The 25,390-nt window shown below is 74.0% G+C and carries 18 protein-coding genes; 9 read left to right on the plus strand and 9 right to left on the minus strand.

The features are described from left to right. Positions 1–21: 21 nt before the first annotated feature. Both JOD66_RS03020 and JOD66_RS03025 read left to right on the plus strand, forming a co-directional pair. Positions 22–954 (plus strand): 2-hydroxyacid dehydrogenase, encoded by a 933-nt coding sequence (locus JOD66_RS03020; protein ID WP_204835460.1) that lies wholly within the window; start codon positions 22–24, stop codon positions 952–954. Then, positions 954–1,697 carry an SDR family NAD(P)-dependent oxidoreductase gene (locus JOD66_RS03025; RefSeq protein WP_204835461.1) on the plus strand — a complete coding sequence of 248 codons (744 nt, stop codon included), beginning with the start codon at positions 954–956 and terminating at the stop codon, positions 1,695–1,697. Before JOD66_RS03020 ends, JOD66_RS03025 begins: the two co-directional genes overlap by 1 nt. Before the next feature lie 16 nt (positions 1,698–1,713). On the opposite strand, the gene JOD66_RS03030 is transcribed toward JOD66_RS03025, so the two are convergent. The 3 genes from JOD66_RS03030 to JOD66_RS03040 all read right to left on the minus strand — a co-directional run bounded on the left by JOD66_RS03030 (position 1,714) and on the right by JOD66_RS03040 (position 3,902). Beyond that, positions 1,714–2,079, minus strand: coding sequence for a DsrE family protein (locus JOD66_RS03030; RefSeq protein ID WP_204835462.1), 366 nt, complete (start codon positions 2,077–2,079; stop codon positions 1,714–1,716). A gap of 113 nt (positions 2,080–2,192) precedes the next feature. Then, entirely contained in the window at positions 2,193–3,251 is a 1,059-nt protein-coding gene (locus JOD66_RS28075) for an alpha/beta fold hydrolase (RefSeq protein ID WP_307823264.1), read from the minus strand. Positions 3,252–3,269: 18 nt separating this feature from the next. Further along, entirely contained in the window at positions 3,270–3,902 is a 633-nt protein-coding gene (locus tag JOD66_RS03040; RefSeq protein WP_204835463.1) for a TetR/AcrR family transcriptional regulator, read from the minus strand. An 82-nt stretch (positions 3,903–3,984) separates the two neighbouring features. Here JOD66_RS03040 and JOD66_RS03045 point away from each other — a divergent pair, with 82 nt between their 5' ends. Continuing rightward, positions 3,985–5,382, plus strand: coding sequence for a DHA2 family efflux MFS transporter permease subunit (locus JOD66_RS03045; RefSeq protein ID WP_204835464.1), 1,398 nt, complete (start codon positions 3,985–3,987; stop codon positions 5,380–5,382). Positions 5,383–5,537: 155 nt separating this feature from the next. Here the strand turns inward: JOD66_RS03045 and pruA are convergent, their stop codons facing one another. Further along, positions 5,538–7,175, minus strand: a complete 1,638-nt coding sequence (gene pruA, locus JOD66_RS03050) for an L-glutamate gamma-semialdehyde dehydrogenase (RefSeq protein WP_204835465.1) — start codon at positions 7,173–7,175, stop codon at positions 5,538–5,540. 42 nt (positions 7,176–7,217) lie between these two features. Continuing rightward, complete coding sequence (locus tag JOD66_RS03055; RefSeq protein WP_204835466.1) at positions 7,218–8,153, minus strand: proline dehydrogenase family protein; 936 nt, start codon at positions 8,151–8,153, stop codon at positions 7,218–7,220. A gap of 82 nt (positions 8,154–8,235) precedes the next feature. Here JOD66_RS03055 and JOD66_RS03060 point away from each other — a divergent pair, with 82 nt between their 5' ends. The 5 genes from JOD66_RS03060 (at position 8,236) to JOD66_RS03080 (ending at position 13,021) form a co-directional block, all read left to right on the plus strand. Further along, positions 8,236–9,381 (plus strand): PucR family transcriptional regulator, encoded by a 1,146-nt coding sequence (locus JOD66_RS03060; RefSeq protein ID WP_204835467.1) that lies wholly within the window; start codon positions 8,236–8,238, stop codon positions 9,379–9,381. A 194-nt stretch (positions 9,382–9,575) separates the two neighbouring features. Further along, positions 9,576–10,016 (plus strand): HNH endonuclease, encoded by a 441-nt coding sequence (locus JOD66_RS03065; RefSeq protein WP_204835468.1) that lies wholly within the window; start codon positions 9,576–9,578, stop codon positions 10,014–10,016. Between the two features lie 26 nt (positions 10,017–10,042). Continuing rightward, entirely contained in the window at positions 10,043–10,732 is a 690-nt protein-coding gene (locus JOD66_RS03070) for a lysoplasmalogenase (protein WP_204835469.1), read from the plus strand. A gap of 46 nt (positions 10,733–10,778) precedes the next feature. Next, positions 10,779–11,330, plus strand: a complete 552-nt coding sequence (locus JOD66_RS03075) for a HutD/Ves family protein (protein WP_204835470.1) — start codon at positions 10,779–10,781, stop codon at positions 11,328–11,330. 68 nt (positions 11,331–11,398) lie between these two features. Continuing rightward, on the plus strand, positions 11,399–13,021 hold the full coding sequence (locus JOD66_RS03080; protein WP_204835471.1) for a GMC oxidoreductase: 1,623 nt from the start codon (positions 11,399–11,401) through the stop codon (positions 13,019–13,021). 9 nt (positions 13,022–13,030) lie between these two features. On the opposite strand, the gene JOD66_RS03085 is transcribed toward JOD66_RS03080, so the two are convergent. The 4 genes from JOD66_RS03085 to JOD66_RS03100 form a co-directional block, all read right to left on the minus strand. Further along, on the minus strand, positions 13,031–15,556 hold the full coding sequence (locus JOD66_RS03085; RefSeq protein ID WP_204835472.1) for a polynucleotide kinase-phosphatase: 2,526 nt from the start codon (positions 15,554–15,556) through the stop codon (positions 13,031–13,033). Next, a complete protein-coding gene (locus tag JOD66_RS03090) occupies positions 15,549–16,970 on the minus strand; it encodes a 3' terminal RNA ribose 2'-O-methyltransferase Hen1 (protein WP_204835473.1) in 1,422 nt (473 codons plus the stop codon). The genes JOD66_RS03085 and JOD66_RS03090 overlap by 8 nt, the downstream gene beginning before the upstream one ends. Positions 16,971–17,125: 155 nt before the next feature. Continuing rightward, entirely contained in the window at positions 17,126–18,628 is a 1,503-nt protein-coding gene (locus JOD66_RS03095) for a TROVE domain-containing protein (RefSeq protein ID WP_204835474.1), read from the minus strand. A 474-nt stretch (positions 18,629–19,102) separates the two neighbouring features. Continuing rightward, the gene (locus tag JOD66_RS03100) at positions 19,103–24,595 is read right to left on the minus strand and encodes an ATP-binding protein (RefSeq protein ID WP_204835475.1); all 5,493 of its coding nucleotides are present in this window, start codon (positions 24,593–24,595) and stop codon (positions 19,103–19,105) included. Between the two features lie 216 nt (positions 24,596–24,811). Here JOD66_RS03100 and JOD66_RS03105 point away from each other — a divergent pair, with 216 nt between their 5' ends. Beyond that, on the plus strand, positions 24,812–25,390 hold the full coding sequence (locus JOD66_RS03105; RefSeq protein ID WP_204835476.1) for a hypothetical protein: 579 nt from the start codon (positions 24,812–24,814) through the stop codon (positions 25,388–25,390).

Below are 25,390 nucleotides of genomic sequence, written 5' to 3' on the forward strand. Positions count from 1 at the left end.
CGGGGCCTCTATGTTGGACGGGTGAGCCGACCCACGATCCTCCGCGTACCCCCGCTCAGCCCACAGCTCAACGACGCCGTCGGGGAGCAGTACGACGCCGTCGACCCCGACGACCTCCCCGCCCGCGCCGACGACGTGGTCGGCATCGTGTGCACCAACACCGGCCGGGTCGGCAGCGACCTCATCGACGCGCTGCCCAACCTGGGCGTGATCGCCAACCACGGCGTCGGCTACGACAACATCGACGTTCCGGTGGCGCTGGCGCGCGGGATCGCGGTCAGCAACACCCCCGAGGTGCTCGACGACGCGGTCGCGGAGACCGCGATCGCGTTGCTGCTCGGCGTCCGCCGCGAGCTGGTCGCCGCCGACCGGTTCGTCCGCGCGGGCCGCTGGACGGCGGGGGCCTACCCGCTCACCGCGCAGGTGGCCGGCAGCCGGGTGGGCATCATCGGGCTGGGCCGGATCGGGCGGGCCGTGGCGACCCGGCTGGAGGCGCTGGGCTGCGAGGTGAGCTATCACAACCGGCGCCAGGTCCCCGACGTCGCCTATCCGTACGCCGCCTCCGCGGTCGAGCTGGCCGCGGCCGTGGACAGCCTGGTCGTCGTCGTACCGGGCGGCGCGGCGACGGACGGGCTGGTCGACCGGGCCGTGCTCGACGCGCTCGGCCCCGACGGGGTGCTGGTCAACATCGCCCGCGGCTCGGTCGTGGACCAGCCCGCGCTCGTCGCCGCCCTCCAGGAGGGCCGACTGGGCGGCGCGGGACTCGACGTCTACGCCGACGAGCCGAACGTGCCCGCCGAGCTGGTCGCCCTCGACACCGTGGTGCTGCTCCCCCACGTGGGCTCCGGCACCCACGTCACCCGGGCCGCGATGCGCGAGCTGACGCTGCGCAATCTCGCGTCCTGGCTGGCCGACCGCACCCTGCACACCCCGATCCCCGAGATGGAGGCCTGATGGACCTCGGACTGGCCGGCAGCGCGGCCCTCGTCACCGGCGGCAACCGCGGCATCGGCCGCGCGACCGCGACCGCCCTGGCGCGCGAGGGCGCGCGGGTGGTCCTGCTCGGGCGCGACACCGCCACCCTCGCCGCGGCGGCCGCCGAGATCGGCGCGGCCGGTCACGTCGCGGCCGACACCACCGACGACGCGGCCGTGGTCGCCGCGGTCGACGAGGCGGCGCGGCTGCTCGGCGGCCTCGACGTACTGGTCAACTGCGCGGCCCCGCGGGCGACCCGCGCCGCGGCCCCCGGCCTGGCCGGGCTCGACGACGCCGACTTCCTGCGCAATGTCGACACCAAGGCGCTCGGCTACCTCCGCGTCGCGCGGGCCGCGGCGCCGTACCTGCGCCGCCAGGGTGGGGCGATCGTCAACATCAGCGGGATGAACGCCCGCTCCACCGGCAACATCGCCGGCTCGGTGCGCAACATCGCGGTCGTCGCGCTCAGCAAGAACCTCGCCGACGAGCTGGGGCCCGCCGGCATCTCCGTGAGCTGCGTGCATCCCGGGCTGACCGTGACCGAGCGCACCGACGGCGACCCGGAGTACGCCGCCGTGGCCTCGACGAACGCGCTCGGTCGTCCGATCACCGCCGCCGAGGTGGCCGACGTGGTCACCTTCCTGGCATCCCCGCGCGGCCGGGCGGCCAATGGTGCGGTGATCACCGTCGACGGCGGGCGCCCCGGGCCGGTCTGGGCCTGAGCCTGGCCGAGCCGGGTCAGTAGCTGAACGAGGTCGCGCCCTCCTCGCCGATCCACTCCCACATCGGAACCGTGCCGCCGAGCTCGGCGCCCTCGATCAGCTGCCCCGGGTCCAACGCCTTGGCGTTGAAGCACAGGGGGCAGACCAGGTAGCTCCCGCCCGCCGCGCGATAGCGCTCCAGCAGCTCCGGCAGGGAGGGGCAGCCCTCGCAGGCGCGGCCGGTGGCGACCCCCGGCACGGCCAGCCGCACCGCCTCCTTGGTCAGGAAGATCAGGGTCGGGCGCCCGTGCTCGGCCGCGCCCAGCGCGACCAGGAAGGCCACCGTCACCCGCTCGGGGTCCTCCATCCCGGTGGCCAGGCTGACCACTGCCTTGTTCGACATCGTCGTCTCCTCTCGTCGGGAGTACGACGCTAGGAATCCGGCGTACCTGCGGGCATCGGTGCCGACGCGCAACCACGGGCCCCGGCCGCGCCCGGCGCGTACGCGTCGGCGCGTCAGGGACGCGGGTCGATCCCGAGCACCCGGCACACCGCGGCGGCGCGGGCGGTCCGTCCCGAGAGGCCGAGTTTGAGATAGACGTTCTGGAAGTGCCGCTCGACGGTGCGCACGCTGAGCGTCAGCCGCTCGGCGATGGCGGCGTTGTCGAGCCCCTCGGCGGCGAGCAGGAGCAGCTCGCGCTCCCGCGCGGACAGCTGGCCGACCGGTACGACGGCCCGGTCGGCGGCGAGGAAGCCCGCCAGCTCGGCGCGGAACACCTGCCACGCCGGCTCGTCGGCGAGCAGCACGTGGTTGCGCGAGTCGAGCAGCACCAGCCGGGCGTCGGGGATGGCGGTGGCCAACCGCGGTCCCCACCCGGGCGCCACCCGGTCGCCCTCCGCGTGCAGGACCAGCGTGGGGGCGGCGAGCGCGGGCAGCAGCTCCCGCACGTCGACGGCGTGCCGGGCGACCCGGCTGCAGACGGCGTTCTCGGTGTTGGTCGACGTGCGCTGCAGCTCGTCCATCCAGGTCATCTGCTGTTCGGTGGCGTCGGGGATGAAGGCGTGGGTGAAGACCCGGCGGAACAGCGGGTCCGGCCGGGCCCAGCCGGCCCGGATCATGGCCAGGAATGCCTGCTCCGCGGCCTCGTCCTCCTGCTCGAGGCCCCCGCCGGCCATGGCGCCGTACAGGACCAACCGGCTGACCCGCTCCGGGTGGGCGTGCGCGTAGGCGATCGCGACGGGGGCGCCGCCGGACATCCCCAGCACCGCGAACCTCTCGAGGCCTGCCGCCTCGACCAGCGTCTCGAGGTCGGCCAGCCGGCGCTCCAGGGAGAAGTCGCGGACCTCCCACTCCGAGAGCCCGAACCCGCGCTCGTCGTAGCGCACCACGGTGGCGAGCTCGCCGAGGTCGTCGAGGAAGTGCCGCCAGACCGGGCTGTGCCAGTCGTGCTGGAGGTGGCTGAGCCAGCACGAGACGATGAGCAGCGGCGGGCCGGAGCCGTGGCGCGCCCAGGCGATCCGCACGCCGTCGTCGGCGCGGCAGAAGCGGACCTCCTGGGTCACGGCACTCGCCACGACAGGAGCGTACGCCCGTCAGGTGCCGGCCAGGCCCGCTTCGACGACGTCGATCGCCCCGGCCGCGGCCGCCAGCAGCCGCTTCGCCAGTCGCGCGTCGACGCGGCCCTCGGCGGCGGCCCGCTGCACCTCGCGGGTCATCCCGCGGGTGGTGCCGACGAGGGCGGAGGCGACCGTCCAGGCGCGGAGGTCGTCGCGCAGGTCGTCGCCGAGCTCGGCGACGAGCAGGTCGTGGAGGGCGGCGGTCGCGCGGTCGGCCTCCAGTCGCTCGCGGGCCTGGAGGCTGGGACTGTCCTGGACGATCCGGGCGATTCGGGACAGGCCGGCCAGGACCGGGGACGCCGGGTCGGCGAGCACGCCGCGCGGCTGGACGACGTAGTCGCGGAAGGCGCTGATCACCCGCTGGCCGGCGGGCCGGTCCCGGACCGCCGCGAGCAGGTGCTCGTGGAACGCGGCCATCCCGTCGTAGATCAGGTCCTCCTTGGCCGGGAAGTAGTTGAAGACCGTGGCGGTCGAGACATCCGCCGCGGCGGCGATGTCGGCGACCGGGACCTGCTCGAAGCCGCGCTCGGCGAACAGCTCGATCGCGGCGTCGGTGATCCGCTGTCGCGTCTCCTGCTTCTTGCGCTCGCGCAGTCCCAGTTCGGCCATGGCGGCAGCCTAGCTTGACTTCGGCTCACTCCAAATTTAGAGTCGCTATAAAATTTTGCTCACACCAAGAAAAGAGCCCGCCATGACCCAGACCGCCGTCCCCGAGGCGGAGCCGCTCGACCGGACCGCCCGCACCGTCATCGCCGTCGTCGTCCTCGGCATGATCACCACCGTCCTCGACGCGACCATCGTCAGCGTCGCCACCGACCGCCTCGCCGCGGAGTTCACCGTCTCGCTGACCACGATCCAGTGGGTGATGACCGGCTACCTGCTGGCCTTCACCGCCACCATCCCGCTCGCCGGCTGGGCGATGGACCGCTACGGCGCCCGCCGGGTCTGGCTGCTCGCCGTCGGCGTGTTCACCCTCGGCTCGCTGCTGTGCGGCGCTGCGTGGTCCGCGTCCTCCCTCATCGGCTTCCGGGTGCTCCAGGGCGCGGGCGCCGGCCTGGTCAGCCCGGTCGGCATCGCCATGGTCGCCCGCGCCGTCGGCCCGCGGCGGATGGGCCGGGCGATGGCGGTCGTCGGCATCCCGATGATGCTCGGCCCGATCCTCGGCCCGGTGCTGGGCGGCGTCCTGATCGACAGCGTCGACTGGCGCTGGATCTTCCTGGTCAACATCCCGGTCGGCCTGGCCTGCCTGGCCTGGTCGGTCCGCGCGCTCGCCGCATCCCCTGGGGCCGGTCGCGAACGACTCGACCTCCTCGGCCTGGCCCTGCTCTCCCCCGGCCTGGTCGCGCTGGCGTACGGCGTCACCTCGCTCGCCTCGTCCTCGTCCTCACGCACCGCCGTCGTCGGCGGGATCGGCGGCGGCACGCTGCTGCTGGTCGCCTTCGTCGGGCACGCGCTGCGGGTCGACCGGCCGCTCGTCGAGCTGCGCCACTTCGCGACCCGCGGCTTCGCGACCGCCACCGCCGTGCAGTTCCTCGCCGTCGGCGTCCTCACCGGCGCGGGCTTCCTGCTCCCGCTCTACCACCTGCTCGCGCGCGGCGAGTCGGAGCTGACCACCGGGCTGCTGCTGGTCCCGCAGGGCGTCGGCGCCGCCCTCGCGATGGCGCTGACCGGCCGGCTCGTCGACCGCGGTCGGGGGCGGGCCGTCGTCCTGGTCGGCGTGGGGCTGCTCGCGCTCGGCTTCCTCGGCTACACGGCCGTCGGGAGCGCACCCGGGCAGGTCTACCTCGGCGTCGCGCTATTCGCGATCGGGCTCGGCGCGGGCTGCATCTTCGCCCCGACCAGTGCGGCGGCGTACGCGGCGCTCGACCATGCCGCGATCCCCCGCGCCACCACGACCATGAGCATCGCCCAGCGCACCGGCGGTGTGGTCGCGACCGCGGTCTTCGCCACCGTCCTGCAGCACCAGCTCGCCGCCGGCGTACCGGCCGACGCCTTCGCCGCCGCCTTCCGCTGGCCGCTCGCGATCGCCGTCCTCGCCCTCATCCCGGCCCTGCTGCTCCCCGTCACCCGCCGACCCGGCAGAAAGTAGCCCCGGATTCGCGCCGACCCGGCAGAAACTGGCCCCGGATCAACGCCGACCCGGCAGAAACTGGCGCCACGCAAAGCCACTTTCTGCCGGGTCGGCGGGAAACACGAGCCACTTTCTGCCGGGTCAGCGCAATACAAGAGCCAGTTTCTGCCGGGTCAGCGCATGTGGGGGTAGGCGTGGTCGGTGGGAGGGACGAGGGTCTCCTTGATCGAGCGGGGCGAGGTCCAGCGCAGCAGGTTCAGCGCCGAGCCGGCCTTGTCGTTGGTGCCCGAGGCCCGGCCGCCACCGAAGGGCTGCTGGCCGACGACGGCGCCGGTGGGCTTGTCGTTGACGTAGAAGTTGCCGGCCGCGAAGCGCAGCTCGTTGCTCGCCCAGTCGATCGCGGACCGGTCCGCGGCCAGGATCGAGCCGGTCAGCGCGTAGGGAGCCGCCGACTCCGCCTGTCGTACGACGTCCTCGAAGGCGCCGGGCCGGCTGTCGTCGTACACGTGGACCACGAGGATCGGGCCGAAGTACTCGGTCGAGAACATCTCGTCGGAAGGGTCGTCGGCGACGACGACGGTGGGACGCACGAACCAGCCGACGCTGTCGTCGGCGGTCCCGCCCGCGATGACGGAGAGGCCCGGGGTGGCGGCGGCGCGCTCGAGGGCCGCCTGGTGCTTGGCGAAGGCCCGCGCGTCGATCACCGCGCCGGTGAAGTTCGCGAAGTCGGTCGGGTCGCCGACGGGCAGCGCGTCGGTCTGGGCGGCGAGGTCGGCGCCCATCCGGGCCCACAGCGACGCGGGGACGTAGGCCCGCGACGCGGCCGAGCACTTCTGGCCGGAGTACTCGAAGGCGCCGCGGATCAGCGCCGTGCGCAGTACGTCGGGGTCGGCCGACGGGTGGGCGATCACGAAGTCCTTGCCGCCGGTCTCCCCCACCAGCCGCGGATAGGTCCGGTACGACGGCAGGTTGGCTCCCACGGTCGCCCACAGCCTCTGGAAGGTAGCGGTGGAGCCGGTGAAGTGGATGCCGGCGAGGTCGGGGTGCGCGAGCGCGACCTCGGACACGGCGAGCCCGTCGCCGGGGAGCATGTTGATCACGCCCGGCGGCATCCCGGCCTCCTCGAGCAGCTCCATGGTCAGCGACGCGGCGAGCTGCTGGGTGGGCGACGGCTTCCAGATGACGGTGTTGCCCATCAATGCCGGCGCGGTCGGCAGGTTGCCGGCGATGGCGGTGAAGTTGAAGGGCGTGATCGCGTAGACGAAGCCCTCGAGCGGGCGGTGGTCGGTGCGGTTCCAGACCCCGGGAGCATTCCGGATCGGCTGCTCGGCGAGGATCTGGCGGGCGAAGTGGACGTTGAACCGCCAGAAGTCGATCAGCTCGCACGCCGCGTCGATCTCGGCCTGGAAGGACGTCTTCGACTGCCCCAGCACGGTCGCGGCGTTGAGCCGCTGCCGCCACGGGCCCGCCAGCAGCTCCGCGGCACGCAGGATCACCGCGGCGCGCTCGTCGAACGGCAGCGCCCGCCAGCCGGGAGCCGCCTCCCGGGCGGCGGCGATCGCGGACTTCGCGTCGTCGGCGGTGCTGTTGCGCAGCACGCCGAGCACCTTCTGGTGGGCGTGCGGCTGGACGACGGCGATCTCCTCGCCGCCCCCGGGCACCCGTTCGCCGCCGATGTGGGCGTCGAGCTGGCGCGTGGTGCCGCCCAGCGCGTCGAGCTGCGCGACGAGCGCCTCGCGCTCGGCACTGCCCGGCGCATAGGTCAGGTTGGGCTCGTTGACGGGAGCCGGCGGGGTGGTGATGGCGTCCATGTCAGGTCCTCTCGGTGGGGGCGGTGCGGTCAGCGAAGCGGGTCAGCGGTGCGCGAGGGCGCGCAGGAAGAAGGCGACGTTGGCGGGGCGCTCGGCGAGACGCCGCATGAAGTACCCGTACCAGTCGGTGCCGAACGGGAGGTAGACGCGCATCCGTACCCCGTCGTCGACCATCCGCTGCTCGAGCTCGGGGCGCACGCCGTACAGCATCTGCGCCTCCCACCGGTCCGCACCCCGACCCGCACCCACCGCCGCAGCCACCGCGCGGTCGAGCATCGCGGGGTCGTGGGTGGCGATCATCGGGTAGCACTCGGCGGCCATCAACGCGTCGATCGCGCGCTCGTAGGCGTGGTCGACCTCGGCCTTGCGCTGAAGGGCGACCGACGCGGGCTCGCGGTAGGCGCCCTTGACCAGCCGGATCCTGGCGCCGGTGCCGTCGAGGTCCGCGATGTCGCCCGGCGTCCGGCGCAGGTTGGTCTGCAGCACGTTCCCCACGAACGGGTACGTCGCCCGCAGCGCACCGCCGATCGCGAGCGTCGAGTCGACGGTCGTGTGGTCCTCCATGTCGAGGGTGACCGTGCAGCCGAGCGCCGCGGCCGCGTCGGCGACCTCGGCGGCGTGGTCGGTGGCGATCGTCGTACCGCCGGGCAGGGCCTGGCCCATCGCGGACAGCTTGAGCGAGAGGTCGGCCCCGGCGGCACAGCCCGCCTCGGCGAGCGCGGAGACCAGGGCGAGATAGGCGTCGCGCATGGCCCGGGCGCCGGCGAGGTCGCGCACGTCCTCGCCGAGCACGTCGATGCTCACCACGCGACCGGTGGCGACCAGCCGGCGGGCGGCGGCGACCGCGTCGGCGGTGGTCTCGCCGGGCACGAAGCGGTCGACGACCTTGCGGGTGGGCGGGAAGGACTCCACCGCGCGCCGGGCGCGAGCGCTGCGGGAGGCGCGGTTCAGGGTGTGACTCAGGGCCTGGTCGAGCATGCTTCCACGCTAGGAGCGCGCCGGGTCACACGAAACGGACGTCTGTCACTTCTTTGACCCACCAGCGTGTGACACTTGTCCAGTGAGCTCGCTCGACGACCTCGTGGAGGACATGGCCCGGCTGACCGACGCGCCGTGCACGCTCGAGGACCCGGACTTCCGCCTCATCGGCTTCTCCGACCACCGCGGCGACGACGTCGTGGACTCGATCCGGCAGCGCTCGATCCTGCAGCGCCGGTCGAGCGACGACGTCCGAGCCTGGTTCCGGGGCCAGGGCATCGAGGACTCCCCCGGACCGTTGCGTACCCCGGCCGACCCCGACCTCGGGATCGTCGCCCGGCTGTGCGTCCCGGCGCGGCACCTGGACCGCGTGCACGGGTACTTCTGGCTGATCGACCCCGACGGCCGGATCCCCGTCTCCACCTGGCCCGAGGCGGTGCGGATCGCCGAGTCCGCGGCCGGGCTGCTCAATGTCGCCGAGCGCCGCCAGGGCCACCGGGATGCCCTCTTCCGCGAGCTGGTCGAGGGCGGTCGCCTGGCCGCTCGGGAGTCGGCGGTCGACCTGGCCCTGGCCGGCGGTCTCGACCTGCAGGAGCCGGTCACCTGCGTGCTGCTCGAGCGCCCGGAGCTGCTCGACCAGGTCGCGAGCCGGCCCTCCCGCGCCGGCGTGGTCTGGGTCCGGTCCGGTCCGGGCGTCGCCGGGGCCGTGGTCCGCGCCGGTCTCGTCGGCGCGACCGACGGCCTCACCGACCTCCTCGGCGCCCTGGGCCTGGGCCGCCGGGTCGACAGCCTGGACCGGGTCACCCGGGCCGCCACCGGCCCCACCGTCCCGGGCATCGACGCCCTCGCCGCCGCCCACCGCGGCGCCCGGGTCGCGCTGCGCGTGGCCCGGACCGCCGCGCCCGGCACCGTCGTGCGCTGGGAGTCCCTGGGCCCGCTGGCCCTGCTCGGCGTCACCCGCGACGACGACCTCGAGTCGGCCGTCATCGCCCCGCCGGTCCGCGCGTTCCTTTCCGGCGCGGCGCCCGACCTGCTCGGCACCGTGCGGACCTGGCTCGACGAGGCCGGCAGCGTCGGCCGTACGGCGGCCCGGCTCGCCGTGCACCGCCAGACCGTCTACCACCGGATCGCGCAGGTCGAGCAGGCCACCGGCTACGACCTCGGCCGGGGACCGGACCGCCTCCGGCTGCACCTCGCCCTGGAGCTCGCGCCGTACCTCACCGGCTGAGGGAGCTCGGGAAAGCGGTGGAGCCGGGTGCACCGACCGACGTACATTCGTGGGGTCGGACCTCGCGCAGAGGTCTCCTGCCCTTCATGCCTTCGTGGCCGAACGGAAATACGGACCCTGGACGATCCATCCGACAGGCGCCGTACGACCTGGCGGATGCACGCGAGCGGAGACGGAAGGAGGTATCGGCGGCCATGACCACCGTGATGCTGCTCAACGCCTCCTACGAGCCGCTCGGCACGGTCACCTTCCAGCACGCCGTGCGGATGCTGTTCCGAGAGGTCGCCACCGTCGAGGAGGCGCACGAGGACCGGATGATCGGACCGCACCCGTGGCCCCGGGTGATCCGGCTGGTCCGCTACGTCGCCGCGAAGTGGATGTACCGGCCCGCGGCGTATTCACGGACCAATGTGCTCAAGCGGGACCGTCACCGGTGCGCCTACTGCGGGGCGTACGCCACCACCATCGACCACCTGCTCCCCCAGAGTCGCGGTGGCGGCTGGACCTGGCTGAACACGGTCGCGGCGTGCAGCCCGTGCAACGGCCGGAAGGCGAACCGCACCCCCGCCGAGGCGGGGATGCGGCTGCGGCTGGACCCGTTCGTGCCGACCCGCGCCCAGCTCGCCGTGGGCTGAGGCCCGCGGGCCCTAGAGTTCGCCCCGTGCGCCGGTCCACCAAGCTCGAGCTCGCCTATGTCGCCCTCGCGGCGGCCGACACCGCGCTGGCGGGGTCCGGCCGCCCGTGGGCGCATCGGGCGCGGCATGTCACGAAGCCGCTGCTGCTGCCCGCCCTCGGCTCCGCCCTCGCCACCGACGCCCGCGCCCAGGGCTCGCCACTGCGCACCACCACCCTGCTCGCGCAGGCCGGCGGCTGGGGCGGCGACGTGCTGCTGCTCGGCTCCGGCGAGCGGGCCTTCGCCGCAGGCGCGACCTCCTTCGGGCTGGGCCATCTCGCCTACCTGACGGGCTTCCGGCGCCATCGCGACCGTCGTACGCCGATGGCCGGCAGCCGCGCCGCGCGGGTCGTCGCCCTGCTGTGGGCCGCCAGCGGGCCGGTGGTCGCGGCGCGGGCGGCCCGGCAGGACCGCCGCCTGGGCGGGGTCGTGCTCAGCTACTCCGCGCTGCTGGCCACCACGGCGGCCGCGGCCACCCACCTCGACCCGGCCCTGCCGCGCGACGCGCGCCTGCTCACCGCCGCGGGGGGACTCACCTTCCTCGCCTCCGACGCGGTGCTCGGTGCCCGGACCTTCCTGCTCCCCGACGCGCCCGCGCGACTCGAGTCGGTCGTGATGGCGACCTACACCGCGGCGCAGCTGCTGCTCGCCGAGGGCGCGGCACGCGCCGGTCGCTGAGGTCACCGGTCCACCCGGACCCGGCGCCTGCGGCACACTGGGCCCGGTGAGCACGCAGCCGACGATCACCCGCGCCGCCGACCTGCCTCGCGTCCCGTGGCGCAACGGCCAGGGCGTGACCACCGAGCTCGCGCTCGGCGGCGATCCCGACGACTTCAGCTGGCGGGTGAGCCTGGCCGAGGTCGCCCGGAGCGGCGACTTCTCGGCCTTCCCGGGGGTCGACCGGATCATCATGCTGGTCGAGGGCGACGCGATGACGCTGCACCTGCCCGGTCACACCCAGGTGCTGCGCACAGACGAGCCGTTCGGCTTCGACGGCGGCGTGCCCGTGCGGTGCACGGTCGACCGGCCCACCCGGGACCTCAACGTGATGACCCGGCGCGGCGTCGCCCGGGCCACGCTCGAGGTCCGGGCGGTGACCGCGGATCCGGTCGACGTACCGGCGGCGGGGACGGTGGTGCTGGCCGTGCTCGACGGCAGCGTCCGCCTCGCCGCGGCCACGCTGGCGGCCGGCGACGTCGCGGTGACCGACGAGCCGGTCGAGCTGAGCGGCGCGGGCCGGGTGGCGATCGCCCGGATCGAGATTACCGACGGGTAAGTAGTGACGAACCCTCACCACAAACGGTAGAACACGTTCTGATTCCTACCGCCTGTGATGGAGGTCACATGTCCGCAAGCCCCCGCTCCGCGTCCCGGTTCACCCGCCGCGGCTTCCTGGCGACGACCGGCGCCGCCGTCGGAGCCGCGTCGCTCGGCGTACCGGCGCTGACCAGTCCCGCCGCCGGGGCCGCCATCGGCAACGGCGCCCAGGTCCCCGCGCTCGTCATCGGCACCGGGTACGGCGGCGCGGTGGCCGCGCTCCGGCTGGCCCAGGCCGGCGTGCCCGTCGAGATGGTGGAGATGGGCATGTCGTGGGACACCCCGGGCTCCGACGGCAAGATCTTCCCGAAGGTCACCTCGCCGGACAAGCGCGCCTACTGGCTGCGCACCAAGACCAAGGCGCCGGTGAGCAACTTCTTCGGCTTCCCGATCGACTCCACGATCAGCCGGTACACCGGCGTCCTCGATGCGGAGGAGTTCGCCGGCATCACCGTCTACCAGGGCCGCGGCGTCGGCGGCGGGTCGCTGGTCAACGGCGGCATGGCGGTCACCCCGAAGCAGTCGCGGTTCAGCTCGATCCTGCCCTCGGTCGACCCGGCGGAGATGTACGGCACCTACTACCCGCGCGCCAACGCCGGCCTCGGCGTCGGCTCGATCGACCCGGCCTGGTTCGAGACCGCGGCCTGCTACCAGTACGCCCGGGTCGGGCGGAAGCACGCCCAGCGCTCCGGCTTCGCGTGGACCTTCGTGCCCGACGTCTACGACTGGAACTACATGAAGGCCGAGCAGGCCGGCACGGTCACCCGGTCCGCGCTCGACGGCCAGGTCATGTACGGCAACGACCACGGCAAGAAGTCGCTCGTGCAGACCTATCTCGCCCAGGCGCTCGCCACCGGCCGGGTGAACGTCTCGGCGCTGCACAAGGTCACCTCGGTCGCCCCGGCGTCCGGCGGTGGCTACACCGTGACCATCGACCAGATCAACACCACCGGCGACACGGTGGCGACCAAGACCGTCACCGCCGCGAAGGTGTTCTTCGCCGCCGGCAGCGTCGGGACCAGCAAGCTGCTGGTACGGCTCAAGGCGACCGGCGTCCTGCCCGCGCTCAACAACGAGATCGGCAAGGGCTGGGGCGACAACGGCAACGTCATGTGCGGGCGGGCCAACCACATGTGGGACGCCACCGGCACCCTGCAGTCGACGATCCCCTGCTCCGGCATCGACAACTGGGACGCCGGGGGCGCGTTCGCGGAGGTCGCCCCGCTGCCGACCGGCATCGAGACCTACGCCTCGCTGTACCTGTCGATCACCAACACCACGCGACGCGCGGAGTTCTCCTGGAACACCGCCGCCGGCAAGGTCGACCTGTCCTGGCAGACCGCCTGGAAGCAGGACTCGATCAACATGGCCAAGACCATCTTCGACAAGATCAACAGCAAGGAGGGCACGATCTACCGCACCGACCTCTTCGGCGGCTACAAGATCTGGCAGGACGGGCTCACCTACCACCCGCTGGGCGGCGCCGTGCTCAACAAGGCCACCGACAACTACGGCCGGCTCCACGGGTACGCCGGGCTGTACGTCATCGACGGCGCGCTGATCCCCGGCAACACCACGGTCAACCCCTTCGTGACGATCACCGCGCTCGCCGAGCGCAACATCGACCACGTGCTGGCCAACGACCTGTGACGCCCGGCGTCACAGCCGCGGGTCGACCGGCTCCGACTCCAGTGCCAGCACCGCGAACACCGCCTGGTGCACCTGCCACAGCGGCCGGCGCTCGACGAAGCCGGTGAGCGCGTCCAGCCCGAGGCCGTGCTCGCGCAGCGCGAGCTGTCGCTTCCTGCCGAGGTGGCGCTGGCGGAGCAGGTCGAGCGCGTCGGTGTAGTCGGGACCGTAGATGATCCGGAGGTACTCCCGGCCGCGCACCTTCAGCCCGGGCTGCACCCGCCCCGCGACCGGGTGGGCCGGCTTGACGACCATGCCCTCCCCGCCGGCGGCGGTGAGGTCGAGCCACCACCGGGTGGCCGCCTCACGCTCGGCGGGCGAGGACAGGTCGACCAGCCGGTGCCGGGTCGGCGCGACCAGGTCGCCGTCCATCCGGGCCAGCTCGGCGAGGTGCCAGGGGTGCGGCTCGGTGTGGGCGAGCGCCCGGCCCTCGGCGGCCAGGATCTGGAAGGGTGCGACGGTGACCCCGTCGAGGCCCTCGGTCGGGCGGCAGTACGACGCGTAGGCGTCCCGGAACGCGGTCGCGTTCACCCGCCGACGGGCGACCCGGTCGGCCAGCGCCGCCACGTCGAGGCCGCGAGCGGCTGCCTGGTCGAGCAGGTCCGCGGCGACCGGGAGCGCGGTGCGGGCGGCGGCCCCGACGGCGGCGTACTGGTCCTGGATCAGGCCCAGCGCCTTGGCTGACCACGGCAGCAGCTCGCAGTCGAGCGCCAGCCAGTCGGTGTCGAGGGAGGCGAACAGCGGCGCCGCGGCCGCGCGCAGCCGGGCGACGAGCTCGTCGGCGAGCACCGGGTCGGCGAAGAACGGCCGTCCGGTGCGGGTGTGGACCACGCCGGTGGAGCCGTCGCCCACGCCGAACCGGCGCTCGGCCACCTCCGCGTCACGGGCCAGCACCGCGATCGCCCGCGAGCCCATGTGCTTCTCCTCGCACACGACGTGGGTGACGCCCCAGCCGGCGTACTCCTCGAAGGCCTGCGCGGGGTGCTCCAGGAAGCCGTCCTCGGTCGCGGTGGCGACCGGCGACATCGTCGGCGGGAGGTACACCAGCCAGCGCGGGTCGACCGCGAACCGGCTCATCACCTCCAGCGCGGCGGCGGCGTTCTCCTCGGGCACCTTCACCTTGCCGGCGTACGGCGAGTCGAGCCAGCGGGTGCCGGCGACGTCGCCGATCGCCAGCACCGACGGCTCGCGGTCGCCCGGCGCGGCCGCGAGCGGGCGCACCGGCGCGTACCACTCCTGCTCGGCCGGCACCGCCACGATCTCCCGCTCCGGGTAGCGCAGCGCGGTGAGCGCACCGCCGAAGACGACGCCGGTGTCGAGGCAGATGGTGTTGTTGACCCACTCGGCGCGGGGCACCGGGGTGTGGCCGTAGACGACCATCGCCTCGCCGCGGTACTCCTCCGCCCACGGGTAGCGCACCGGCAGGCCGTAGGCGTCGGTCTCGCCGGTGGTGTCGCCGTAGAGCGCGAAGGCGCGGACCCGCCCGGACGCGCGGCCGTGGTAGGACTCCTTCAGGCCGGCGTGCGCGACGACCAGGCGGCCGCCGTCGAGGACGTAGTGGCTGATCAGGCCGTCCATGAAGGCCAGCGCCCGCTCCCGGAACCCCTCGGGCTGCGCGGCCAGCTGGTCGAGCGACTCGGCCAGCCCGTGGGCGACCTTGACGTTCGCGCCGCGTAGCGCGCGCACCAGCTTGGCCTCGTGGTTGCCCGAGACGCACAGCGCGGTGCCCGCGGCGACCATCCCCATCACCAGCCGCAGCACGCCGGGGGTGTCGGGGCCACGGTCGACGAGGTCGCCGACGAACACCGCCCGCCGGCCCTCGGGATGGCTGGCGCCGGTGGCGGCGCCGCTGGCGTCGTAGGTCAGCCGCCAGCCGAGCTCAGCCAGCAGGGTGCGCAGCTCGGACGCGCAGCCATGGACGTCGCCGATGACGTCGAAGGGCCCCGTGACCTCGCGCAGGTCGTTCCACGAGCGCTCGCGCTCGATGGTCGCGGCGGCGATCTCCGCGACACCGCGCAGCACGTGGACCCGGCGGAAGCCCTCCTTGCGGATGCGGCCCAGGGAGCGCTTCAGGTCGCGCTGCTGCCGGGTGATCACGTGCCTGCCGAAGGCGCGGTCGGGGCGGCTCGCGTTGCGCTCCACCGCCACGCTCTCGGGTACGTCGAGCACGATCGCGTCGACGAGCACGTCGTGGCTCTTCGCGAGCCGCACCAGCTCGGCGCGCGCCGCCTGCTGGACGTTGGTCGCGTCGACCACGGTGAGCAGGCCGCGGCGCAGTCGGGTGCCGACGATGTAGTGGAGCACGTCGAAGGCGTCGGGGGTCGCCGACTGGTCGTTCTCGTCGTCAGCCACCAGGCCGCGGCAGAAGTCGCTGGAGACGACCTCGGTCGGCCGGAAGTGCGCCCGGGCGAAGGTCGACTTGCCGCTGCCGGACACGCCGACGAGCAGCACCAGGCCCATCGCGGGCACGCCGAGCGTGGTCGCGGTGTCAGTCATCGGCGTTCTCCTTCCGGGTGAAGACGGCCAGCTGGGTGGGACTTCCGTGGGTCCCGTCGACGTCGCCGACGCCTCGGTGCTCGACGGCGTAGCCGTGGGTCGCCGCGACCCGGGCGCACCAGTCGGCGAACTCTGCGCGGTCCCACTCGAAGCGGTGGTCGGGGTGACGCCGGCCGGTGAGGCCTTCGTAGAGCACGTTGTAGTCGCGGTTCGGGGTGGTCACCAGCACCGCACCGGGACGCGCGGCCCCGAAGACCACCCGCTCCAGGGCGGGCAGTCGCGGCGGGTCGACGTGCTCGACGACCTCCATCAGCACCGCGACGTCGTACCCGGCGAAGCGGGGGTCCTCGTAGGTCAGCGCACCCTGGAACAGCTCGAGTCGACCGGCCTGGCGCTCGCTCATCCGGTCGACGTGCAGCCGGCGGGCGGCGTACTGCAGGGACCGGGTGGACACGTCGCAGCCCGCGACCCGCTCGATGCCGGGGGCCTTCAGCAGGCGGTCCAGGAGCTGGCCCGGACCGCAGCCCAGGTCGATGACCGAGCGGGCCCCGAGCTCCGCGATCGCGGCCAGCACCGCCTCGTGGCGCTGCCGGTTGAGGGGGACCCGCCGCTCCTCCGGCTGCAGCACCTCCTCCTCGCCCACCTCGGCGTCCGGCCCGGTGTCGTCGAGCTCGGTGTCGTCGAGCTCGGCCAGGCGCGCCAGTGCGAGCCGGGTGAGGCCGCCACGACGGCCGAGATAGCGCCGGGTGATCAGCGTGCGGTCCGGGTGGGCCGCCAGCCACGCGCCGCCCGAGCGCAGCAGCTTGTCGACCTCGTCCGGTCCCTGCCAGTAGTGCTTGGACTCGTCGAGCACCGGGAGCAGGACGTGCAGCTGGCTGAGCGCGTCGGCCAGCCGCAGCTCGCCGTGCAGGGTCAGCCGGAGGTAGCGCGAGGCACCCCACGCGGGGAAGCCCTCGTCGAGCGGGATCGGCTCGGCGTCGACTCGCCACCCGAGCGGCTCGAACAGGCGCCGCGCGATCTCCGCTCCCCCGCGGCACGGCAGCACCGGGATCGCGATCTCCAGCGGCAGCGCCTGCTCCGCCAGCTCCGGGCGCGCCTTGCAGATCCCGCTGCGAGCGGTGCTGAAGACGTCGGCGAGGGCGACGCCGAGCAGGGATGAGGCGGCGTACGAGCGGTCGTTGACGTACTGCGCCAGGCTGAAGTCGGGCGTCTCGCGTCCTCGCCGCCGCGCCAGCCGCACCGGATCGACCTCCAGCAGCAGCGCGGCGGTGCAGCGCTCCTCGCTCGCCTCCGGGTACAGCACCGTCGCCGTGCCGAAGGACTGCGCGAACTCCTGGACCCGGTCCGGGTGCTTGTGCAGCAGGTAGCCGAGGTCGGTCGCCGGCCGGTGGGTGGTCGAGATGGTCAGCAGCACGTCGTCATCCTGCCTGGGAACGGGTGGGCGGTGGTGGACCGTGTGCCCGAGAGCGCGCGGATGCGGGCTCTCGGGCACACGTCCCCGGTCGGGGCCGCTCAGAACGGCCAGTGCTGGTCGCGGCCCTGCTCCAGGAGCGGGATCGCGGCGAAGCCCTAGTCGCTCAGGCCGCCGAAGGTGTGCCGGTTCGGCACACCGGACGGGCCGTGGCCGTGGCGGTAGCCGGCCAGGTTGAAGGTGTGGACCGGCACGTCCGCCGGCACCGCCGCCGTCGGCTCCTCGCCCCGCCAGCCGGCCCAGGCCTGCTCGTCGGTGACGATCACGACCCGGTCGTGGCGGCGGAAGTGCCGGCGTACGGCGGCCGCGGTGTTCGTGCCGCCCAGGTCTCCCATCCGCTCGGCGAGCGCGAGCACGGACTCGCCGCGGCGCACCCGCACCGGCCGGCTGTCGGTGCCGAACTCGACCAGGTCGGCGGCCTCGGCCCGGACCGCGAGGGCCGCGCCGAAAACCGCCGCCGCGTCCGCCCGGGTCACCGTCGAGCGGCCCGAGAGCCGGCAGAACATCGAGCCGGAGCGGTCGACCAGCACCAGGGTGCGGCCCGGCAGCGCCGGGACGTTGGCCAGGCTGGCCTGCAGCGCCTGCTCCAGGGCCCACGCCCAGCGCAGCGACGGCGCGGCCCGGTACGCCGACAGGAACCGCAGCGGCAGCTGCCGCGAGCGCGCGACCTCGGCCGGGTCGGCCAGGGTCGCCGCCACCCCCGCCGCCACCTCGTCGGAGACACCGGCCTCGTCGAGGTTGCGGAGGTTGCGCAGCAGCGCCATGTAGCCCAGCGACGGCACCAGCGCCTCCCACACCGCGGCGTCCAGCGGACCCTGCAGCCAGCCGGCGACCTGCTCCCAGGTCATCCCGGCCGGGCCGAGCAGGTCGGCATCGGTCGCGAGCAGCGCGCGCCGCTCCGCCACCGGCACGGCGAGCAGTCGCTCGCGCGCCACCAGCAGCCCGAGCTCGGCCGGAGCCGGCTCGGGACGGTCGTGCCGCCGGTCGATCGCGTACCGGAACAGCACGCCCTGCCGCGCGTCGCGCGGACGCGGGTGGGTCAGCTCGAGCACGTCGGCGAAGCGGTAGCCGCGACCGCGGGCGTCGTACTTGACCAGGGAGCGCTCCGTGTAGAGCCGCGCCGCCGCGTCGGCGACACCGCGCTTCACCGGCTTCGGGAAGGCGCGACCGTAGCGCGAGGCCCAGTAGGCCAGCAGCTCGCCCGGCTCGTCGGCCCGGTCGAGCGCCGCATCGACAAGCGCGCGGTTGTCGCCGGCCAGACCCGCGTCGAGACGCGCCTTGACCGCCTCCGCGGCCACCACCAGCGCGACCGAGCGCAGGTGTACGCCGGTCCGCAGCCAGCGCACCAGCCGCAGCGTCCAGTCGACGTCGTCGACGGCGACCGAGGCCACCAGCGCCCGCAGCCGGGCGTCCCGCTCGGCCGCGGCCTCGTAGAAGGTGTCCTCCGCCACGAAGGAGGTCACCGCGAGCAGGAAGAGCTCGCCCTTGGCGTCACGGGCGTAACCGGGCGCGCCCTCGTGGGTGCGCCCGGTCGGCCGGGCGGCGCCGCGGACCGCGGCGACGCCGGAGCGCCGCAGGTCGCGCAGGTTGAACTTGGTCATGGTGGTGTCCCTCCTTCCGAGGGCGGGGTGGTCGGGTACGGGTCCAGGAACGACGAGAGCCGCCCGCTGCGACGGCAGCGGGCGGCTCTCGTGGGTGCACGGGGGGTGCACTACACGAGAGGCCTCGGCGGCTTCGTGCACCTCATCGGGACTCCTCGTCCGTCAGCTCGTTCGTGGGGGTGGTTCGGGGCGCGGGTGCCGAGATCCAGGTCGACCAAGGTGCTTTCCGACTGCTCTCCCGACTGAGCTACACCGCGGTCACCCGCGGGGTGGGACTCGAACCCACGACCTGTCGATTACAGGATGAAGTAACCCTGGTCTTCGCACCGGCACTCGCGCCTGCGGCAAGGATGCCCGCGCCGGCCGGGCGGCCGCAACGGATTTAGCCGGCGCTCGGGGATCGGCGAGGATTGGCGGGGATCGGACGAACCAGGCTCATCCGATCCGCGCCGATGACCCGGCGGGGGCCGGCGGTCAGCCCCGCCAGCCCCGCTCGATCGCCTCGATCACCTTCGGGCGCAGGTCGCTCGCCGCGATCACCTCGTCGACCGAGCCGACCTCCACCGCGCGGTGGATGTCGTGGACGCCGTCGAACTCGGCGGCGACCTCGGCGATCTTGTCGGCGCGCAGCTGGGCGCGCAGCTCGGCGAGCTCGACGACCAGCGCGCCGCGCTCGCCATCCTCGGCGTGGTCGATCCGCTCCTGCAGCTCGGCGACCTTCGGGTCGGCCGCGGCCCGCTTGGCGACCTCGGCGGCGAACACCACCGCGGCGGCGGGCGCACCGCCGAGGACCGAGGCGTAGGAGCCCTCGATCGCGAGCACGGTCATCGCGGGGTTGAGCTGCTTGGAGAACACCACGAACGCGCCGCCGTGGTAGCGCGAGATCACGCAGAACACGATCGGGCCCTCGAAGTTGACGATCGCGCGGCCGATCTCGGCGCCGTACTCCAGCTGGAGGTTGCGCATCGACTCGGGCGAGCCGTCGAAGCCCGACAGGTTCGCGAGCACGACGAGCGGCCGGTTGCCGGAGGCGGCGTTGATCGCGCGGGCGACCTTCTTCGACGAGCGCGGGAACAGGGTGCCCGCGGTGTAGGTGTCGGGGCCGTCGGTGGGCGGGAAGCCCGCGCGCGGGACCGGCTTGGACTCGATGCCGACCAGGCTGACCGGGTAGCCGCCGATCCGGGTGTCGACGACGACCGCGGTGTCGGCGTCGGCCATACCGGCCCAGCGCTCGAGCAGCTCGTGGTCGGCGTCGGCGAGCGCCCGCATCACGGTGCGGATGTCGAAGGGCTTCTTGCGGTCCGGGTTGTGGGTCGCGGAGAAGATCTCGCCGACGGTCGCGAAGTCGGTGCCCGGGTGCGGGTACGACGTCACGTCGCGGTCGACCGGGTCGCTGGACTCCGCGCGCCGCGGGCCGGCCTCGCCGGGGGCGACGTAGGTGTGGTCGTAGTGCGCCATCAGCACGCCGAACGCGCCCGCCAGGTCGGGCACCCAGTACTGCGCCTGGCCGTTGGGGCCCATCACCCGGTCGTAGCCGCCGATGCCGTGGTTGTCCTCGGCCGAGACGCCGCCGGAGAAGTCGAGCGACTGCTTGCCGGTGAGCACCATCGCGCTGTCGGGGGTCATCACCAGGATGCCCTTGGTGTGCATCAGCATGGTGGCCTCGGCGTTCCAGTACGGCTGGGCGCCGACGTTGATCCCCGCGACCACGATGTTGATCTCGCCGCCGGCCTGGGTGAAGTGCACGATCCGGCGCAGCGCGGCGGCCACCCAGTCCATGTTCTCGGTGCCGCTCTCCATCGAGATCCGGGCGCCGGCCGAGACGGCGAACCACTCGACGGGTACGCCGAGCCGCTCGGCCAGGTCGATCGCCGCGATCACCCGGGCGCACTCCGGCTCCGAGAGCGCCCCCAGCGACATCAGCGGGTCGCCGCAGAGCACCACCCGGGTGACGCCCTCGGGGTGGAGGGGCGTGGGGGTGGAGACGACGGCGACGATGATGCCGGCGGTGTTCTGGCCGGGCGCCCGGTCGACGGGGACCAGGACGCCGGACCCGTCGAGGTCGTGCTCGACCACGGTGCCGCCGCCGGCGAGCACCGGCTGCAGCTCGTAGGGGTAGACGAGGCCGCGACGGCGGGCGCGGAGCACCTTGCCGGCGTACTCGTCGAGCGGGGCCAGCGGCTCGGTCGGCGGCGGGACGATGTCGGCCACCACGCCGGCGCCGGGCTTGGCGTGGAAGCGGATCGCCAGCGGGGTGGTGGTGCCGTCGGGGCCGGCGACCCGGCCCTCCGCGAGCACCTCCTCGATGCCCGCCCCCTCGCTGAGGGGGGTGATCTTGCCCTGCAGCGCGGTCAGCTGGTCGAGGTCGGCCTCGACGACGGGCCACACCGTCACCCACACGTGGTTGACGTCGAGCTTGGTGCCCTCGCGCCCGCGCGCGGTCCGCACCCGGCGGATCGCCTCGAGGCAGTTCTCGACCGCGCGCTCGGCGTGCGGGAGCGCGATCACCCGGCCCTCGTCGTCGCGTACGACGGCCAGCTGGCGCACCTGCGCGGCGGCGACCAGGCGCCGGTCGGCGGGGTTCGTGCGGGCCACGCACTCGTAGAGCAGCACGTCGTCGGGAGCGGCGAGCCGGGTCACGTCGAACTCGCGCAGCCGCCAGAGGTTGAGCCGGCGCCCGACCATCGGGTGCATGCCGCGGACCAGGGTGTCCTCGACCAGGCCGCCGCCGCCGGACTCGTCGGGCCGGAAGGTGAAGTAGTCCACCGGCTGGGGGGCGGCCGGGCAGACCGCGACCGAGACCCGGCGGGCCCGCGCGGCGAAGTCCTGGCCGGCGAGCAGCTTGGCGAGCTCCGCCGAGGCGCGGTCGGGCTCGGCGGGCGCGTCGGGCCAACGCAGGTAGATCTCGACGACGTCGTCGTGGTCGGCCGTGAGGGCGGAGCTGATCGCCGTACCGAGGTCGCTGCCCGGGTCGGCGAGCTCGGCGATGTCGCCGATGGTGGACACCACGCGGGTGGCGCCCTTGTCGTCGGTGGCGTACTCGGCGTGGACCACGGGACGCCCGGCGCCGCTGACGGTGAGGTCGTGCAGGTCGAACTCGAGGTAGTGCCGACGGATCAGCACCTCCAGCAGCGGCTCCCGCTCGGGCAGGCCGTCGGCGAGGCGGTCGCGCAGGAAGCCGACGAGCTGCTCCGGGATCGCGGTCAGCGCGGCGATCCGGGCCTCCCGGTCGGGCGCGGCGGGGTCGGTGAGGGCGGCCACCTCGGCGGCCACCCCCTCCAGCACCGCGCGCCGCTCGTCGTCGACCAGCGGCTGGTCGAACCAGGCGAACCGGACCGACCGGGCCAGGTCGCCGACCACGGCGAACCGGAGCTGGGTGGCACGCACCAGCCGCTCCAGCAGGGCCCGGGCGTCGGCCCGCTCCTCGGCGGGCGGCGGCGGCGCGCTCAGCCAGCGCTGGAGCACGCCGACCGCGATGTCGACGTCCGAGGGGTGCTGCTGGGCCAGGAAGACCCGGAACACGGCCTGCTCCAGCTCGGGGGTGCGCTCCAGGTCGGTGACGCCGTAGTGCGCGAGCACCCGGAGCAGCTTGTCGCGGAAGTGGTCCGGGAGCGCGCCGCGGTCGGGGTCGAGGCTGCGCAGGTAGGTGTGGAAGTGCTCGCGCGAGCTGTGCACGCGCAGCTCGGTGTGGCCCTCGTCGCCGGCGGGCCGGTTGCGGCTGAGCTCGGCGAAGTCGGCGAACAGGGCGAGCAGGTCCATCTCGGCGCGCAGCGCGCCGGGCTCGCGGGTGGCGAGGTGGCCGGCGAGGAGGGCGCCGCGCTGGTCGGGCGCCACGTCGTAGCCGAGCAGCTGGCCCGTCAGGGCGCCGAGGCTGTCGGTCGCCACGCTCGCCCGGTGGGAGGTCGGCAGGTCGAGGTCGACGGTGGCCGCGCTCGCGCCCGCGCCGGCGTCCTCGGCGTCGCCGGTCGGGTCCAGGCGCACCAGCGGCGCGCCGGTCTCCACCTGGCCGCCGACGCGGACCAGGAGCTCCTTGATCCGGCCCGCGAAGGGAGCCGAGAGGACCGTCTCCATCTTCATCGACTCCAGCACCAGCACCGGCTGCCCGGCGGCGACCTCGTCGCCGACGGCGACCGGGGTCGCGACCACGAGCGCCGGGGCGGGCGAGCGCACCATGCCGCCCTCGTCGCGGCTGACCCGGTGCATCACGTCGTCGACCTCGACCAGGTGGACCGTGCCGTGGGTGGCGGTCACCAGCCGGTAGCGGTGGCCGTCGACGGTCAGGCGGCCGTGCACGTCGTCGAGGCGGTCCAGGACCGCGGTGACGGTGCGCTCCTCGCCGCCGCCGGCCACCGTGACGTCGTACCGCGCGCGACCGGTCTGCCGCACCGTCAGCGCGTACGTCGTCCCCCGGAGCTTGAGCTCGATGGTGCGGGACGGGTCGTGCTGGACCTGCGGGCGACCACCCTGGGCGGCCTGGAGGAAGCGGGCGATCTCGGCGCGCTCCTCCTCGTCGTACGCCTCGATCGCGGCGGCGACCAGCGCGACGCCGGAGTGGCGGGCCGACTGCAGGCGACCGCCCGACTGATCGCCGCGGACCCGGTCGATCCACCCGGTGTCGGCCCAGGCGGGGGCACCGGTGGTGACCTCGGGCTGGTCGAGGAGGTCGAGGATGAAGCTCTTGTTGGTGGCGCCGCCGTCGATGACGACCGTGGTCTCCCCCATCGCCCGCCGCAGCCGGGCCATCGCCTGCTCGCGGTCGGCACCCCACGCGATCACCTTGGCGATCATCGAGTCGAAGTCGGCGGGGATCACGTCGCCCTCGGCGACGCCGGTGTCGACCCGGATGCCGGGTCCTGCGGGCAGCTCCAGGCGGGTGATCCGCCCGGGCGCGGGCGCGAAGTCGCGGTCCGGGTCCTCGGCGTTGAGTCGCGCCTCGACGGCGTGGCCGCGCTCGGCCGGCCGCTCGCCGGACAGCGGGATGCCGCGCGCCACCTGGATCTGGAGCGCGACCAGGTCGGTGCCGGTCACCTCCTCGGTGATCGGGTGCTCGACCTGGAGGCGGGTGTTGACCTCGAGGAAGGCGAAGGACCGGGTGCCGGGGTGGTAGAGGAACTCGACGGTGCCCGCGCCGGCGTACCCGACCGCGTTGGCGAGGCGCTCCGCGGAGCCCTTGAGGTCGGCGGCCTGGGCGTCCTCCAGCAACGGGGACGCGGACTCCTCGATGACCTTCTGGTTGCGGCGCTGGACCGAGCAGTCGCGCACGCCGATCGCCCACGCGGTGCCCTGGCCGTCGGCGATCACCTGCACCTCGACGTGGCGGGCGTCGGTGACCAGCTTCTCGAGGAAGACCACGCCGCTGCCGAAGGCCCGCTCCGCCTCGTCCCGGGTGCGCTGGTAGGCGTCGGTGAGCTCCTCGGCCGAGGCGACCTTCCGGATCCCCCGGCCGCCACCGCCGGCGGTGGCCTTGAGCATCAGCGGGTAGCCGACCTCCTCGGCGCTGGCGAGCGCCGCCTCGAGGCTGTCGACCCCGCCGCGGCTCCACGGCGCCACCGGCACCCCGACCTCCTCGGCGATCAGCTTCGAGCCGATCTTGTCGCCGAGCTTGCGCATCGCCTCGGCGCTGGGCCCGACGAAGGTCACGCCCAGCCGGGCGCACAGCTCCGCGAACGCCGGGTCCTCGGCCACGAACCCCCACCCGACCCACGCCGCGTCGGCGCCGGTCTCGACCAGCGCGCGCTCCAGCACGGCGAGGTCCAGGTACGGTCGGGCCGCCGCCGCCCCGAGCAGGTACGCCTCGTCGGCCTCCCGCACGAAGGCCGAGCCCGCGTCGACGTCGGTGTACAGCGCGATGGTGCTGATCTGCTCGTCCCCCGACGCGTGCCGGGCGTTGAGGTCCCGCACGGCGTGGATGAGACGCATGGCGGCTTCACCGCGGTTGACGATGGCGATTCGCGAGACCGTTGGCACGGTCCCGACCCTTCCATCTCGCGACGCGCCGGGGACAGCGCGGATCCCACAGGCTTGTCGGCGAATCGTTGTGGGGTCCGTCCAGCGGCGGGGGCCGCGACGCCCCGAGCACGGGCCGAGAGGACCTTCGACCCCCGCGGCGGGCGACCTCCGCCCCTGTCGGGCACCCCCTCCCCGCTGGTCGACTGACGCCATCGACCAACGAAGGAGCCGACCATGACCACCCTCACCGCCCACGTCCATCACCTCATCGACCACGACGAGGAGGCGGCGGTCACCGAGACGGCCGCCCGCCGCGCCCTCGGCGCCCTCCGGATCGGCTTCGGCCTGACCTTCCTGTGGGCCTTCGTCGACAAGCTGCTCGCGCTCGGCTACTCGACCGGCGTCGCCCAGGACGGCTCGGTCGACCGGTTCGGTCCGGACGCCTGGATCCATGGCGGCAGCCCGACCCAGGGCTTCCTCGGCTTCGCCGCCGACGGTCCGTTCCAGAGCCTGTGGAACTCCCTGGCCGGGACCGCCTTCGCGGACTGGTCCTTCATGCTCGGCCTGCTCGCGATCGGCGTCAGCCTCACCTTCGGGATCGGCATGCGCCTGGGCACCCTCGCCGGCTTCGTGATGTACCTGCTCATGTGGTCCGTCGTCCTGCCCCCGGCGAACAACCCGGTCCTCGACGACCACCTGCTGGGCGCCGCGACCATGGTCGTCCTCGGGCTGACCGGCGCCGGCGCGACCTGGGGCCTGGGGCACCGCTGGGCGCGGCTCCCCCTCGTCCGCCGCTTCCCCGTCCTGCGCTGA

The sequence above is a fragment of the Nocardioides nitrophenolicus genome (assembly GCF_016907515.1).
In the GTDB taxonomy this organism is placed as follows: Bacteria; Actinomycetota; Actinomycetes; order Propionibacteriales; family Nocardioidaceae; genus Nocardioides; species Nocardioides nitrophenolicus.

Coding starts and splice junctions, on each gene's coding strand:
- JOD66_RS03025 (WP_204835461.1), top strand. CDS start 954: ATGGACCTCGGACTGGCCGGCAGCGCGGCCCTCGTCACCGGCGGCAAC.
- JOD66_RS03030 (WP_204835462.1), bottom strand. CDS start 2,079: ATGTCGAACAAGGCAGTGGTCAGCCTGGCCACCGGGATGGAGGACCCC.
- JOD66_RS03040 (WP_204835463.1), bottom strand. CDS start 3,902: ATGGCCGAACTGGGACTGCGCGAGCGCAAGAAGCAGGAGACGCGACAG.
- JOD66_RS03045 (WP_204835464.1), top strand. CDS start 3,985: ATGACCCAGACCGCCGTCCCCGAGGCGGAGCCGCTCGACCGGACCGCC.
- pruA (WP_204835465.1), bottom strand. CDS start 7,175: ATGGACGCCATCACCACCCCGCCGGCTCCCGTCAACGAGCCCAACCTG.
- JOD66_RS03055 (WP_204835466.1), bottom strand. CDS start 8,153: ATGCTCGACCAGGCCCTGAGTCACACCCTGAACCGCGCCTCCCGCAGC.
- JOD66_RS03065 (WP_204835468.1), top strand. CDS start 9,576: ATGACCACCGTGATGCTGCTCAACGCCTCCTACGAGCCGCTCGGCACG.
- JOD66_RS03080 (WP_204835471.1), top strand. CDS start 11,399: ATGTCCGCAAGCCCCCGCTCCGCGTCCCGGTTCACCCGCCGCGGCTTC.
- JOD66_RS03085 (WP_204835472.1), bottom strand. CDS start 15,556: ATGACTGACACCGCGACCACGCTCGGCGTGCCCGCGATGGGCCTGGTG.
- JOD66_RS03095 (WP_204835474.1), bottom strand. CDS start 18,628: ATGACCAAGTTCAACCTGCGCGACCTGCGGCGCTCCGGCGTCGCCGCG.
- JOD66_RS03105 (WP_204835476.1), top strand. CDS start 24,812: ATGACCACCCTCACCGCCCACGTCCATCACCTCATCGACCACGACGAG.